General features: G+C 60.4%; 12 protein-coding genes. 3 read left to right on the top strand and 9 right to left on the bottom strand.

Annotated elements, in window-relative coordinates; genetic code table 11:
* Window positions 1-11 precede the first annotated feature (11 nt).
* On the top strand, window positions 12-956 hold the full coding sequence (locus F561_RS0111795; protein ID WP_019010174.1) for a pseudouridine-5'-phosphate glycosidase: 945 nt from the start codon (window positions 12-14) through the stop codon (window positions 954-956).
* Between the two features lie 63 nt (window positions 957-1,019).
* Here the strand turns inward: F561_RS0111795 and F561_RS0111790 are convergent, their stop codons facing one another.
* Window positions 1,020-1,697, bottom strand: a complete 678-nt coding sequence (locus F561_RS0111790) for a Type 1 glutamine amidotransferase-like domain-containing protein (protein ID WP_019010173.1) — start codon at window positions 1,695-1,697, stop codon at window positions 1,020-1,022.
* Window positions 1,698-1,853: 156 nt separating this feature from the next.
* On the bottom strand, window positions 1,854-2,120 hold the full coding sequence (locus tag F561_RS0111785) for a metal-sensitive transcriptional regulator (protein ID WP_019010172.1): 267 nt from the start codon (window positions 2,118-2,120) through the stop codon (window positions 1,854-1,856).
* A gap of 61 nt (window positions 2,121-2,181) precedes the next feature.
* On the opposite strand from F561_RS0111785, the gene F561_RS0111780 reads away from it, so the two are divergent.
* Window positions 2,182-3,567 carry an MBL fold metallo-hydrolase gene (locus tag F561_RS0111780; protein WP_019010171.1) on the top strand — a complete coding sequence of 462 codons (1,386 nt, stop codon included), beginning with the start codon at window positions 2,182-2,184 and terminating at the stop codon, window positions 3,565-3,567.
* A 421-nt stretch (window positions 3,568-3,988) separates the two neighbouring features.
* Window positions 3,989-5,920: a putative bifunctional diguanylate cyclase/phosphodiesterase gene (locus F561_RS25335; RefSeq protein WP_019010170.1), complete on the top strand. Its 1,932-nt coding sequence runs from the start codon at window positions 3,989-3,991 to the stop codon at window positions 5,918-5,920.
* Between the two features lie 19 nt (window positions 5,921-5,939).
* On the opposite strand, the gene F561_RS0111770 is transcribed toward F561_RS25335, so the two are convergent.
* The 7 genes from F561_RS0111770 to F561_RS25320 all read right to left on the bottom strand — a co-directional run.
* The gene (locus F561_RS0111770; RefSeq protein WP_040380566.1) at window positions 5,940-6,977 is read right to left on the bottom strand and encodes a chemotaxis protein CheB; all 1,038 of its coding nucleotides are present in this window, start codon (window positions 6,975-6,977) and stop codon (window positions 5,940-5,942) included.
* A gap of 327 nt (window positions 6,978-7,304) precedes the next feature.
* A complete protein-coding gene (locus F561_RS25330; protein WP_019010168.1) occupies window positions 7,305-10,304 on the bottom strand; it encodes a CheR family methyltransferase in 3,000 nt (999 codons plus the stop codon).
* Window positions 10,305-10,552: 248 nt separating this feature from the next.
* Window positions 10,553-11,461 carry a carbon-nitrogen hydrolase family protein gene (locus tag F561_RS25325; RefSeq protein ID WP_026298845.1) on the bottom strand — a complete coding sequence of 303 codons (909 nt, stop codon included), beginning with the start codon at window positions 11,459-11,461 and terminating at the stop codon, window positions 10,553-10,555.
* Between the two features lie 81 nt (window positions 11,462-11,542).
* Window positions 11,543-12,811: a histidinol dehydrogenase gene (gene hisD, locus F561_RS0111755; RefSeq protein ID WP_019010166.1), complete on the bottom strand. Its 1,269-nt coding sequence runs from the start codon at window positions 12,809-12,811 to the stop codon at window positions 11,543-11,545.
* Window positions 12,812-12,880: 69 nt separating this feature from the next.
* A complete protein-coding gene (locus tag F561_RS0111750; RefSeq protein WP_245556502.1) occupies window positions 12,881-13,951 on the bottom strand; it encodes an ester cyclase in 1,071 nt (356 codons plus the stop codon).
* Window positions 13,941-15,023, bottom strand: a complete 1,083-nt coding sequence (locus tag F561_RS0111745) for an ester cyclase (RefSeq protein ID WP_019010164.1) — start codon at window positions 15,021-15,023, stop codon at window positions 13,941-13,943. Before F561_RS0111745 ends, F561_RS0111750 begins: the two co-directional genes overlap by 11 nt.
* Before the next feature lie 3 nt (window positions 15,024-15,026).
* Window positions 15,027-15,257 (bottom strand): ester cyclase (locus tag F561_RS25320; RefSeq protein WP_040380552.1); only part of this gene is annotated, 231 nt, incomplete at its 5' end.

Raw genomic sequence — 15,257 nt, 5'->3', positions numbered from 1 at the left:
AGGAGTTTCTTATGACCATTCCAGCCCATATCCGCCCTGAAATCGCCGCCCTGATGGACATTCACCCCGAGGTTGCCGAGGCCCTCTCTGCCGGGCGTGCCGTCGTCGCATTGGAAAGCACCATCATCAGCCATGGCATGCCCTTTCCGAAAAACGTGGAGATGGCACGCGGCGTGGAAGACGTGATCCGGGAACACGGAGCTGTTCCGGCCACCATCGCGGTGCTGCACGGCCGCCTCAAGATTGGACTCACGCCGGAAGAACTGCACCTCCTCGCCACCGACAAGGACGTGCAGAAGATCAGCACGCGGGATCTGGCGCTTACAGTGGCCCTCGGTCGCCACGGCGCGACCACGGTCGCCTCCACGATGTGGGTCGCGTCGCTCGCTGGCATCCGCGTTTTTGCCACTGGCGGCACGGGGGGCGTCCACCGGGGGGCCGGGGACACCATGGACATCAGTGCCGACCTCATGGAACTTGCTCATACGGATGTCTGCGTCGTGAGTGCCGGGGTCAAGAGCATTCTCGATATCGGCCTGACCCTTGAAGTGCTCGAAACGCAGGGTGTCCCGGCCATCACCCTGGGAAGCACCGAATTTCCGGCCTTCTACTCCAGGCAGAGCGGCTTTCCTGCGCCTCTGAGCGTGCAGACAGTCGAAGAAGTGGCCCGCATCCTGAAAGTCAAATGGACTCTGGGGTTGGCTGGCGGCGTGATGCTTGCCAACCCGATTCCGCTGGAAGCAGAGATTCCTGCCAGCGAGATCATGCCGCAGATCAATCAGGCGCTTGAGGACATGAACGCCCTGGGCCTGTCCGGTAAGGAGACGACCCCCTACCTCCTGGGCAGGATCGTGGAGATCACCGAGGGCCGGAGTCTGGAGGCAAATATTGCCCTGGTTCGGCACAATGCTGCCGTGGCCGCGCAGGTTGCCGTGGCATACGCTCAACTGGTCTGAACCACCTGCCCTCTCCAGAGCTTGCAGCAACCCGGTGACTGCCCTGCTCTGGCGTTTGGGCCTCTAGCGTTCGGGGGTCAAGAGCTGCCAGTGTCCCTCGGAGATCACCTCGATGCTGCCGTCGATCACCTTGATGGCGGTCTGATCATCAACCGCGTAGCACGGCCCCGTCATCCTGGCCGCCCACCTCTGGGCATCGGCCAGGGTGTTTTCCGGCAGATCCTTGTGATCCAGGTGCGGAAAGATTGAAAAATCGACCAGCCCGAGCGTGTGGTCGTCGCCGCCAAGAGCCTTCCAGCCGACAAACTCCTGCCCGATCCGGGGGGTCATGACCATGCTTCCGGCGCTCAGGCCCACCCAGACGGTTTCCTGCAACGATGGCAGAAGATCTGCCAGGCCGGATTCCCGCAGCCAGTGGCACAGGTACAGGGCGTCGCCGCCACCCACCAGCAGGACGTCGGCTTCCTGAACCCAGGGAACCCAGCGCTCCTGACCGATGCTGGGCAGCGCCGTGAGCTCCAGCACGCCCAGAGACTTCCATCCCAGTTCGCACATGGGGCTCTGGGGTTCCTGACCGCTGATGAATCGCCATGCATGGCCTGGATTGGTGTGTGGATGCCCATACATTGCCGTGGGAATACACAGGGCATTGCACTCGGAGATGGGCCGACCGAGCAGACTCACCAGTGCCTGATGAATGCTGGCGTTGGTTATGCCGCCGGACGTCAGAAGAAGTTTCATGATCCCTCCCCCAGCATTGTATGGAGACGCTTTCTCACCTGGATCAACGTCACACTCCGAGCCAGATCAATGCAGGATTCAACCTGGTTTCTGGATCAGGCCAGTATGCCCGCGTAAAGGCCGCTCTTTTAAAAATGACCGGGACTGGTCTGGGGATTACCGGGCCAGTTTGAGCAGTTTCACCAGGTCGGCAGGCTCCTCCCCCCGGGCCTGACACTGCGCTACGTACGTCTCCAGAATCACGTCCCCGGTGGACTCCAGAGCGCTCCTGACACTGGCGTAGAGGGTCATCATCTCCACACAGTTCTTCTCCTCCTCCACCATTTTCTGTAGTCCCCGAATCTGTCCCTCCAGGCGGCGCAGGCGGTTGAGAATCCGGGTCTTCTCGGCGGCGAGATTACTGGCAGGGAGGGTCGCGGTCATGCGTTCAGTATACCCCCCGGGGTATTTGACAGGATAGGGGGAGGGGGTATACGCTCTGGGCATGTATTTCCAACGCTTCTACGACACCGACCTGGCCCAGGCGTCCTACCTGATCGGCTGTCAGAAGACGGGGGAATGCCTGGTGGTCGATCCAGTCCGCGACATCAGCCAGTACCTCGGTGAGGCGCAGGCCCAGAAACTGCGTGTCACGCACGTCACCGAAACCCATATTCACGCAGACTACCTGTCTGGCAGCCGAGAACTGGCAAAAGCAACTGGGGCGCGTCTGCTGCTCTCCGACGAGGGCGGCGAGGGCTGGCAGTACACCTATGACGGTGGCAACCAGACCAGGTTGCATGACCGCACTGGCTTCATGGTGGGCAATATCCACATTCAGGCGCTGCACACCCCCGGCCACACTCCCGAACATCTGAGCTTTCTCGTCACTGATCTCCCTCGGGGGGAAATGCCCACCCTGCTGCTGACCGGCGACTTCGTGTTTGTCGGGGATCTGGGCCGCCCCGATCTGCTCGACGAGGCGGCGGGCGGGCAGGACACACGTTTCGTGGGTGCCCGGCAGATGTTCGCCTCACTACGCGACAAATTCTTGACTCTGCCCGATTACGTGCAGGTCTGGCCCGGACACGGCTCGGGGAGTGCCTGCGGCAAGGCGCTGGGTGCAGTGCCCAGCACGACGGTCGGCTACGAACGGGCCTGCAGTTGGTGGAGTAAGTTGGCCGAACAGGGCGACGAGGAAGCGTTCACGCGCGAACTGCTCTCCGGTCAGCCCGACGCGCCAGCGTACTACAGGCGCATGAAGACCGAAAATCGCGACGGCCCCGCTCTGCTGGACAATTCGGGACCCCTACCAGAACTGAGCGCCGAGGACGTGAAGTTGAGGATAGGTGCGGGGGCACGCCTGCTTGATACCCGGCCCAGAGAAGATCATCACGCCGCGGCACCCCTCGGCAGCGTCAACATCCCTGATGGCAGCACCTTCGAGACTTGGGCCGGATGGTTGCTGACCCCAGACCATGAGTTGATTCTGCTCGCTTCCAGACAACGGGCCGAGGCACTCCGGCGCAAGTTATGGATGGTCGGTCTTGACCACGTGACCGGATACCTTCCGAACCCCGATGGGCTGAAGACGACACCTGCACGCCCTCTGGATGTGGGCGAGTTGCAGAGCCACCCAGACGCCCTGATTCTTGATGTGCGTTCCCAGACCGAATATGAGGCGGGGCACCTGCCCGGCGCACGGCAACTGCACGCGGGCCGCCTGCCCTGGCTGTTGGATACCCTGCCGCGCAACCAGGAAATCATCGTGCATTGTCAGGGCGGTGCCCGTAGCGCCGCAGCTGCCAGCCTGCTGCGCGTTGAGGGCTTTGACGTGCTGGAACTTGCCGGAGGTTACGACGCCTGGGCTGAAAGCCACCAGCAGAGCTAACCCGCATTACATCTTGTGACTCGGCGGCAACATGATTGGGGAAGCCTCGGTCACTGGTCTTTCAAGGCAGCGACTGACCTCACTTCTGAAGGATACACTGACCTGATGACTCTCTCAAACAGAACCTGAGGGCAACAAGTGACTGATACGGATTCTAGTTGAAAGCCGTACATCCTGGCTTTTGACATGAGCAAAACACAGGAGAAAAGAGTACGGCCTCTGCGTGATGGACAGGCCACCAATAAAGTTCTTTGGTAAGTGGTTATGACAAGGAATTCGTATGACTGCACAGAGATAGTCTGATCCTGCCCACTGAGCTACAATTTGCAACCCTCAGCAATTCATCATTATCGAAAAGGTGAACTGTGCCTGTATAGTTTCTGTCCTTTTCAACTTCCTGATTGGCGCACAGTAGAGTCACATGACAGAAGGTGCGTTTTTCTATGAATCTGACCGTCTGCGTAAAGAGGCCGAACAGCAGTTGGTTCGTGCGGTTCCATTGGCTCTCTGGGACGGCTGGTTGGCCTCGGATATGGTGCATGAGCTGGGCGTCTACCACACTGAACTCAAGTTGCAGAATGAGGAATTGCAGCTGACTGTCACGGAACTGGAACTCGAACATCAGCTCTATCACGCGCTGTATGAACACGCTCCCACTGCCTATTTCACCCTCGATCAACACGCCGACATTCTCAACGTCAATCAGGCAGGCGCGGCCCTGCTGGAGTTCGGGCGCACTCACCTGTTGATGCGCCGTTTCCTGCTGTTTGTCGATCCGACACAGCGTTCGGCACTGAATCAGCTCCTGGCGACCCTGCTGGAAACAGGCACGGCACAGCCCCAGCAATTCACTCTGGTACGGCGCAGCGGGGAGCGGCGTGAGGTGCAGCTTCAGGGCCTGACTCTGCCTGCGTCCGCACCTCAGCAACTGCGCTACCTGATTACCCTGACAGATATCACCCCACTGGTTGAGGCCCAGGTCCGTCTCGAAGCCCTGAACGGTACTCTTGAGGAGCACGTCAACGACCGAACCCAGCAGCTTCAGGCTCTGACAGCCCAGTTTCGCCACCAGGCACAACACGATCACCTGACTGGTCTGCCCAACCGGGCTGCTTTTGAGGAGGCGTTGCAAAAGGCGTTGCAGGAGCTTCATCAGACGGGACGGGGATTTACCGTCCTGTTCTGCGATATCGACCACTTCAAACGCATCAATGACAGTCTCGGACACGCCGCAGGCGATCAGGTGCTTCAGGAACTGGCGAAGCGGCTGAGGCACGTGATCCGGCCTACCGACCATGTGGCGCGGCTCGGCGGCGATGAATTTGCCCTCTTGATGCCGGGCGGAAGTGAACTTATCGTGGCGGCGCGGCTACAGGAGGTTCTCGTCTCTCCGGTCTGCCTTGAACATCAGGACGTGTTCGTTCAGTTGAGCACCGGCATCCTGTCTGTTTCGGGTGGATACGAAACGGCTGAGGAAATCCTCAAGGATGTCGACCTGGCGCTCTATCAGGCCAAGCGGGAGAGGACGACGAGATTTCAGGTGTTTGAACCCGCTCTGCGCGGACTGTTCCGGGACAGGATCAAACTGGAAACAGAGCTGCGTCACGCGCTGAAGCAGAACGAACTGGTCGTCCACTACCAGCCGATAGTATCGCTGCGGGACAAGCATCTCCTGGGTCTCGAGGCTCTGGTACGGTGGCAGCATCCGCAACGTGGCCTGCTGTCGCCAGGAGACTTTATTCCTCTGGCCGAGGAACTCGGTCTGGTCGGGCAGATCGACCGGTGGGTTCTGGGAGCCGCCGAGCAGCAGATGATCGCGTGGCAACGGGAAGGACCTACACACCCACAGTACTGTCCGAAACTCTGGATGAACGTCAATGTCTCCGCACATGAGCTGGCCGCCGTGGGTGAGGTCACAGCCCACCTGATTGGGCAGACTGTTCCCAGACCCTGGCATCTCCAGATGGAGATCACGGAGCGGGTGCTGACCCACAGCAGTGAGACAGATTCCCTGACCCTTCAGGCCCTGCGCCAGGCCGGAGTCGAACTGGTCGTGGATGATTTTGGGATGGGTTACTCGTCGCTCAGCACCCTGCACCGTTTCCCCGTGCGGATGCTCAAAATCGACCGCTCCTTTGTCAGCACATTGAGTGAGAATCAGGAACTTGTGCGGGCCATCGTTTCTATGGGCCGCGCCCTGGGCATGACGGTCGTGGCAGAGGGAATCGAGACAGAAGAGCAGCGCGACCAACTGATCGAGCTGGGCGTGGATGTGGGACAGGGCTACCTGTTTGCCCCAGTTCTGCCACCGGACCAGATCGGACCCTATCTGCGCTCCGGAATCTGCCTCTGAGTCGGAACCACCTCCGAGACTATTTCTCCTGTGTTGCCAAGTGCGAGATCTTTTCCGCGCTGATCGCCTCGTTCCCCACCACGTTCTGAAAAATCAGGAGGGTCCGGTCCGTCATCTCTCTGGCTTTCTGCAAATATTCTGCCGCCAGTTGCGTTTTGCCCGCTGATTCCAGCTCCCGGCCCGTGTTCTCCAGCAGCATGCTGGCCTCTTCCAGCGCCCGCATGGTGATCCAGAGCCGGTCTTCGATGGCTTCGGTCACGCTGACAAGCAGGGTATCGCCGCTGTAGGCATGTCCGGTATGGCAGCGGTAGCGCGTGAAGCCTCCCTCCTTGATTTCTATCAGGACGCCCCCGCATTCCGGACAGGTCTGGGGCGTCACCTTGCCGAAGTTCATCACGCCCTTTCGGAAGGCATGGGCCGTACTGGCAATACTGATTTCGATGGCAACCCGTTCGCGGTCATTCTCGTTCACCTCACGCGGATGTGGCATTGGCGCGGCCACCAGGCGGCTCAGAAGTGCGGGGAGCTGCTGGGCGGTCACCGTGTGGTCGATCTCTACTTGATCCAGAGCATTTTTGGGCATGGAAGGATATTCGGCATCCGCAGGATCTTGCACGACGCTGATTCCGCCGAAATGCTTGATCGTCCACAGCCCGGAGGTGCCGTCGTCCAGCAACCCGGACAGCACCACGCCGATCACATTCGGCCCCTCGCTGTAGGCCGCAGAACGAAAAAGCGTGTCGATGGCCGGGCGCACCCGGTTTTCCTTGGGGCCTTTGGTGATGCTGAAGCGGCCCTCTTCCACCAGCACGTGATGGTCGGGCGAGGCACAGTAAATATGTCCAGGCAAAATCGGCTCGCCGTGCCTGGCATGCGAGGCGGGCAGCGGCCCCGCACGGGCCAGAATCTCCGGCAGGGCGCTGGGTGCGTAGGCAGGAATATGCATGACGATACAGATTGCTGCGGGAAAGTTGGCAGGCAACGCGGCGGCCAACTGCTGCAGGGGCTGCATTCCGCCAGCAGACGTGCCGATCACGACCAAGCGGTGGGAGAGCATAGGGGCAGTGTGCACCTCTGTGTCAGGAATCATCTTCAGTGTTCGTGAACCTAGAGCGGAAGAAAGAACAGAGCCAATGCACAAATAGAATCCCGGCAGCTCTGTTTTCTTCTGCTCGTTTCCGCTTATTTGCTCTGCTCAGTCATCGTACGGACTTGCCTCGATTCCCCCATATCTGAGAAAAGCGCCATCGTCCATCGTCGTCAGCCCTCATCGTGAACGGACACCGAGAAGGACGCCACTCCTCCCGCACTTCTGGCCACTCGCTCTGCTTCGCCGCTTTGCCAGTCCGCTGCGATGATCCTCACGCAGTCTCGCCATTTGGTATCACTCCTCCTTTTTCTGCTCATCCGGGGGTACGGCGGGAGTGAAGTGACCGTTCGACGCCTCGCGGTGAGTGTCCTGTTGCATGTACCACTCGGCTTTTCCCCGCATCTGGCGCGTGTACTGCTGCGACACGTTCAGTTCAAGCAGCACGCTGGAGAGTGGTTCCTCGGTCGCAATGACCGCCCGCAGACGGCGGCGCAACTCTTCCACATCAAAATCAAAGGGAGTGGCCCGCGCATCTGCAGGTGTTTTGCCCTCCAGATGCGGCTGCCCCCCCAACTGTGGCTGAGGGGTATTCAGCCAGTGCAGCAGGGCGCGGCTGGCCGTCACCGCCTGCAGATGTTCATCGAGGATCAGCAGTGGATCATGCCTCTCGTTGAGCACCGACTCTGTGTGATTCAGGGATTGAACCAGACGCCATTCCAGGGACTTGATCAGCTCGATATTGGTAAACGTCAGTACCAGACCGTCAATGCGGTTGTCTGCGGTACGGTAGGGGCTGACGCGCATCAGATACCATTCCGCACTGTGTGCCTGCACCTGTTCCTCGAACGGCTCCAGGGTCTGCAGTACCCGCCGCATGTCATCCAGAAGCCGGTCATATCGCAGTTTCACATTGAAATCGATCAGGGCACGTCCCTCATCTGCCGCTGTGAGGTGAACGATGGATTCGATCAGGGGTGTAAAACGCCTGATCCGTAGCTCGTTGGTGAGAAACAGAGTTGCGGTTCCAGCATTGTTCAGCAGATTGTGCGTATCGTCGTTGGCCTGTGTCTGCCGTTCGATGATGACCTGATGTTCAGCGTTAAGGGTACTCAGTTCCTCATTAAGAGACTGAAGCTCCTCTTTGGAGGTCATCAATTCCTCATTGGTGCTCTGAAGTTCCTCGTTGGCGGTCTGCAATTCTTCATTGCTGTTCCGCAGTTGCTCCATCGAAACTGCCATCTCCTCAAAGGTGGCCTGCAGCGCCTCGCGGCCCTCCCGCAGTTCCAGTTCCAGAGCCAGTAGCTGTCCAGTCTCATCTGAAATCAGCCTGCCCTGCCCCTCTCCCTGCACTTCTGCACGGTGCTGAAAGGCCACCATGACTGGGCCTGTGCCCAAGGTCTTAAGCGGCCTGACCACCAGATCGAAAGTAGAGGTGCCTCCCTCTCTTTCCAGCAGGAGGCCCCGCCGAATCACCTCACGCCGTTCCGTGTAGGCCTGACGTACTGCCGACTGCACGGCGTAGCGGAGGCGTTCAGGCACCAGCTCGAATACGTTGTTGGTGACGTAGCCGGGCGAGAGTTCGAGGTAACGCGCAGTGCGTCCGTGAACAAACAGGATCTCGCCGTCCTCATCGACGACCACAGCGGGCGGCGTGAACTCGGCCAGCAGGGTCACCTGAAGTTGCCGCGAGATCTCGCCTGTTCTGGCACTGGCCGGATCTGTTTTCAAGCCCTTCAAAGAGTTTGAAAGGAGAGACACATCGCTGGGTTTGAATGATTGTGCGATGGGCGGCAACCCCACCTCCGCGCCCTCTACCCGTTCATAGAGCTTCCAACGGGAATTGAGGGGCGTAAACTGACCACGTTCCTGACCTGCCGTTTCACTGGCCCCCAACAACAGCAGGCCTGTAGGTTTGAGGGCGTAGGCGAACAGGCTCATCAGTTGACGCTGCAACTCGGCCTGGACATAGATCAACATGTTGCGGCAAGACAACAGATCCAGCCGTGTAAACGGGGGGTCGCCAAAGGTGCTGTGGGTGGCGAACACGATGCCCCCGCGCAACTCGGCCCCTACCTGATATCTCCCGTCTTTCAGCACAAAATACCGCGCGAGGCGCTCGGGAGAGACGATCAGGGCAATGTCGCTGGAGTAGTGGCCCTGACGCGCCACCTTCAATGCTGCGGCGTCAATATCGGTGGCGAACATCTGAACCCGCAGTTCAAGCCCAAGCTCTTCCTTCAGTTCCTGCAAGATGATGGCAACCGAGTAGGCTTCCTCCCCTGTGGAGCAGGCCGTCACCCACACCCGGAAGGTATCCTGTTCCGGTGGGCGTGCCTGAAGCGCTGTCCGGAGCTGATCTTTGAGGGCCTCGAACGCTTCGGGATCGCGGAAAAAGCTGGTGACGTTGATGGTGAAATCCTGAAACAGAGCCTCGATTTCATCAGGGGAAGACTTGAGCAACTGGAGATACTGCGCGACGTCGTGTACGCCGTGACTTTTGATCCGCCGGGCAACGCGGCGCACCAGGGTCGTGCGCTTGTAGCGGGTAAAGTCATGACCGGTCTTTGCCCGCACCAGCCGCAGAATATGGCCCAGAGGTGCGGCCCCCGGACTCAGGTCGTCAATATCCAGCAGACGGGTCAACGCTGTGAACTCCAACAACCGGACCATCAGGTCTTCGGCAGGCAGCACGGCGTCGGCCACCTGTAGAGCGGCGCTGGGCATTGCTGAGGACTCCGCTGTGTCCCCCCGCTCATCAACGACTCTGCGCTCATCAGCCCTGTGCTGAAACTCGATCAACACCCGGCCCCCCAATTTTTTGAGGGCCAGGGCGCCCTGCACACCGTCGTCTACCAGACCAGAGAACAGGATTCCTATCGCCTGTTCGCGTTGTTCAAAGGCCAGAGATTCAAAAAACCGGTCAATGGGTCGGCCATCTGCCTGAGTGGGGTCATCCAGACGCAGGACGCCACCAAAGAGGGTCAGGCTGTGCCCCGGCAGGAGCAGATACACCCGGTCGGCCTGAACCGCCATCCCGTCTTCGATGGGGATGACGGGCAGATTGGTGCAGCGCTGCAACACCTCCGGCATCAGGCTGCCGTGCAGGGCGTGGGGCTGTGCAACCACGACAAAAGCCAGGCCGCTGACCGGAGGCAGGCCCAGAAAGAACCCCTCGTAGCCGTCGAGGGTAGCCGTCGAACCACCCAGGCCCACGATGTATGGGGAAGACCTGTCGCCGGGCAAACTTGGAGAGCTGAGCGGCGAATGACTCAGGTGAAACAGATCTTCAGGCATAACCAAGCACTCCCAGAAGGGCGACAGGAGCGGGCCTCGGCCAGTCTGTGACTTCACCCAGAATGGAGCAGTCTAACCGACGAGGCGGCGAACGCACTACCGACCAGTCCCCCTTGCCTGACCCCCTGCGGCCTTCATAAGCACTGCCGTTTTCCTCAAAGCTCCCCCAATTCACTCGCTCTGTTCGATCGAAACAAACAACATTTTTGACCCATCCTCTGAGCACCTCAGGATGAACTGCAACCCCGTTAGCTGCGGCCCAGTTCGATCTCTCCCTCTGTAACCTCCTGGGGCAGCCGCTCACGTTGGGCTGTCCAGCGCCCCGGCGTGATCTGTCCGCCGTACAGCGGCAGGGCCAGCGGCAGATCGCCCGGCTGAAACTGCTGCCACGGACGCGTGAGGCCCGCCGTACCGTACTGACGAACCCGCGCCACGTGCTCCAGATCCAGCACATCGGTCAGCACGGTGCGGTCTGCGCCGCTGGCCGAGGCCCGCACCAGTCCTTCTGGATCGACGATCAGGCTCTGGCCTGTGCCTGTCGGCCCCGCACAGTTCACGCTGACCACGAACACCTGATTCATGATGGCGTTGGCCCGCGCCAGAATGACTTCCTGTGCGCGGTCACAGGTGGTCGTCTTGACCAGATTCAGCACGACTTCTGCCCCCATCCAGGCCAGATGGCGCGTGACCTCCGGAAACCAGGCGTCGTAACAGATGGAGAATCCCGCCGTGCCGATGCCCGCCAGATCGAACGTCACGAAGCGGTCACCCGGATCGAAGGGTTCGTAGGGCCGCCAGGGAAATACCTTGCGGTAGAAAGCCGCCAGCTGGCCCTCCGGCGACAGCGCGACGGCGGTATTGAAGAGCTGGCCTGCTGGCCCCCGTTCGCAGACACTCCCCGGCACCAGCCAGACGCCCAGGTCGCCTGCCAGTTGCGCGAGTGCCTTGATGCGCGGGCCGTCCAGAGCCTCGGCGTGCGCGTTCAGCTCGGCATGTGTCGGAGCGTCTCCAAACAGGTGCAGTTCTGGATAGACCAGCAGTCTGGTTTGCGGAAAAGCCTTGAGCAACGTTTCCACCGATTCGCCAAAGCGTGACGGCGGTTCGGTGGACAATCTCGGTGAATCCTGAACGACGGCGATAGGCAGCACTCTGGACATGGGTTCTCCGTAAAGAAGGGCGCTGGCAAGCATATGGGCCTTGCCAGCGCCGGGGCAGATGGAATTAAACCAGTTCCAGAATCACCGGATTCGCAGGCGCATGGAATCGGCATGCCCGATCATGCCCTCGGTATCGGCCATTCTGATAAAGGGCGGGGCCACCGTATGATTGGCCGCGTCCGACACCCGCTGCCAGGTCACGGTCTTGATGAATTTGCCTACCCACAGGCCCCCGGTATAGCGGGCGGCGCGGCTGGTGGGCAACACATGGTTGGTGCCGATGCCCTTGTCGCCGTAGGCCACGGTGGCATTCTGGCCCAGAAACAGCGAGCCGTAGTTGGTCAGGCGTTGCAGATACCAGTCGGGGTCGCGGGTCATGACTTCCAGATGCTCGGAGGCCACCTGATCCGACACTTTCAGCATCTCGGCATCGTCTGCGACCAGAATGATTTCGCCGTACTCGCGCCAGGACTGACCGGCGGCGTCGGCGGTGGGCAGGGTCGCCAATTGGCGCTCGATTTCCCTGGTCACGGCCTCGGCCATCTCCCGCGACGACGTGATCAGCACCGATTGCGAGTTGGTGCCGTGCTCGGCCTGCGCCAGCAGATCGGCAGCCACCTTTTCGGGGTCGGCAGTTTCATCGGCCAGAATGCAGATTTCGGTGGGACCAGCCAGCAGGTCGATGCCCACCACGCCGAACAGCTGGCGCTTGGCCTCGGCCACGTAGGCGTTACCCGCGCCCACGATCATGTCCACAGCTTCCAGCGGCGGCGCACCGTCCAGTCCGAAGGCCATCGCCGCCATCGCCTGAGCGCCGCCAATCGCGTAGATCTCGTCGGCTCCACTCTTGACCATGCCGTACAGTTGCAGCGCGTTGACCTTGCCCGTGCCGCGCTGAATCGGTGCACAGGCCACGATCCGTTTCACGCCTGCCACTTTCGGCACGCCGATAGTCATGACCGCCGAGGCCAGAATGGGATAGCGCCCGCCGGGAATGTACGACCCCACCGCATTCACCGGAATCTGCTTTTGCCCGATCATCACACCCGGCAGCGTTTCTTCCTCGAAGTCGGTGAGCGTGCGGCGCTGCAACTGGGCAAAGTGTTTGACCTGCGCAATGCTGAAATCGATGGCGCGGGCCACGTCCTCATCGATGCCGCTGAACTGGCTGTAAATGTCGGCCTCCGACAGCCGGAATTCTGCGGGCGCGAAGCCGTCGAATTTTTCGCTGTAGCGGCGAACGGCGTCCACGCCCTGCTTCTCCACATCCGAAATGATCTGGGACACGGTGTCGCGGATTTCCTGATTGACGGCGGCGGCTTGTGGGGGGGCTTTCTTGAAATATTCCATACGAACTCCGGGAGGGGGATTGAGGGTGTGAATTGCTTTGCTTGTGGTGCTCGTGAGACAGATTCCGTATTACTTCGGCCAGTGCAACTGCTTGAGCAGGGCAAATTCGTTCCAGACCATGTATTCGCGCACGACCCTGCCGCCCTGAAGTTCAAAGTGGCTGATGCCCAGCACGCGAACCCGCTTGCCAGTGGGAGCGCCGTAAGTGCCGGGGCCGTCATGCGTGCCCTGAAAGGTCCAGCGGGCGGCCACCTTGTAGCCCTCGGCCTCGCTGCCGATCCAATCGACATGTTCAAGTTGCATGGCCCCGTCCGAAAAGGCTCCCAGCAGTTGCAGCACGTAGGCAGTCAGGTCGCCGTGACCTTCCAGTCGGCGGTTTCCGGGCACCCACACCACAGCGTCAGGCGCGTAATACTCGCCCAGAAAGTTGAGCATTCGGGCATCCCAGACCAGACCGTAGAGCAGTCCCGGCAACTCGGCGGGATTGGCCGGATCGCCGTCCAGCGAGATCGGGGGGTGCAGTTGGCCCCGGCTGCGCGGCACCTCGCCCAGACCGGAAGCGTAGGGTTGCCTGCCGCTGTCGGCCTCGGCCAACGCCAACGCTTTTGCCAGCGCCACCTCATCCAGCCCCAGTTGCCGGATCAGCGCGGTTTCGTCCTGCACGCTCCACTCTTCGAGGATCCGGTTGTTGATGACGATGCAGTGCGCGATCTCGCGGCGCTGAATCCGCGCTCCGGTGGGCGGCCCGTAGACGCTGTAGCCCGTATTGTGCCCGCTCCACATTACCCGGTGCGAGGTATGAAAGCCGTCCACGTCGTTGCCGCTCCAGATCACCTCGTCGCCGTACAGCCGCAGGTCAGGGTAGGCAGCCAGCGTCCGTAAGGTTCCGGCAACCATCTGCTCGCGTCCATACAATTCGGCGTCCGTCAGGTGAACGGGGGTGTTGTGCGCGTAATGCGTGTAGATCAGACCGATGGCCTTGTCTTCCCAGATTTTGTGGGTGCAGCGCACGATGTAATCCACGATGTCGGTGTAATCGGCATCGAAACCCTGCATGCTCTGATGGCCCACGCTGCCGTGCCCCATGAATTCGCTGATGTCGCGCCTACTTAGGCCGGATGCGGACTGTTCAGAGGGCATGGCCTTCACCGATCTGCCCATAAAGCTGCTTCAGCAGTTCAAATTCGTTGAAGACTGTCCATTCCTTGGTAATTTTGCCGCTCTGAACGGTGTGATGGCTGATCACGATCATCGAAATGCGCCGCCCGGTGGGAGCACCGTAGGGGCCGTAGCCCTCGTGGGTGCCCTGAAAGGTGCAGCGCGTTGCCACCCGGTAGCCACGCTCTTCATTGCCCACCACACACTGATGATCAATATTCATTGCCAGATCAGGGAAACAGGCCAGCAACGTGATCACAAAATTCTCGTAATCGCCGTGTCCGTACAGCTTGCGCGAATCGGGTACAAAAGCGACGTGGTTGGGGGCGTAGTGTTCGCGCACCATGTTGATCAGGCGGGCATTCCACAGGTTCTGAAGAATGGCCGCCACAAACGCCTGTGGATCTTGATGGGCGTCGGGCACGTCCAGAAACGTCGGGTACTGCTGGCCCGTGGGCAGGCGATCCAGCTCGCCGTGGGTGTGGGGTTTATTGGGCAACACCGCCCGCTTTGCCAGAACGACTGGGTCGTAGCCCATCTGCCGGAGGATGGTCACGCCGTCGTGGGTCAGCCACTCTTCCACGATCAGATTTCGGCGGATCAGGCAATCGGCGATGCCCCAGTAAAAGATTTTGCGTCCAGTCGGCGGGCCGTGTTCGGTATAGCCGGTGTGGGTGGCGGTGTTGACGTGGCGGTGAGAGCTGTAATAGCCCTGCTCCTCGTCGCCGCCCCAGATCACGTCGTCGGCGTAGGCTCGCAGATCGCCCCAGATGGCCTGATTCTGGAGGGTGTTTCTGACGACTGTTTCTCGCCCGTAGATGGTGCCGCCGCTAGCCGTATGAACTAACGCATTGTGGGCGTAGTGGGTATAGATCAGCCCGATGGCTTTTTCTTCCCAGATCTTGTGGGTGCAGCGCACGATGTAATCCACGATGTCTGTGTAGTCGGCATCGAAGCCCTGCATCGGCTGTCTGCGCCCGCTGCCTGCCGCCTGCACAAAGTCGGAATAATCGGGATGATCGGCAAAATCGAAGACCGGCTCAGGCTTGCTCACGCGTCAACCCTCCAACTGGGCATGAAGTTGCTTCAGCAGCGCAAATTCATCGAAGATCGTCCATTCCTGAGCAATCTTGCCGTTGCGGATGATGTGATGACTGATGACGATCAGGAAGATGCGCCGCCCGGTGGGAGCGCCGTAGGGGCCGTAGCCCTCGTGGGTGCCCTGAAAGGTGCAGCGCGTTGCCACCCGGTAGCCACGCTCTTCATTGCCCACCACACACTGATGATC

It is taken from the genome of Deinococcus aquatilis DSM 23025 (assembly GCF_000378445.1).
Lineage (GTDB): Bacteria > Deinococcota > Deinococci > Deinococcales > Deinococcaceae > Deinococcus > Deinococcus aquatilis.
This window is presented reverse-complemented; position numbering and strand designations above follow the sequence as displayed.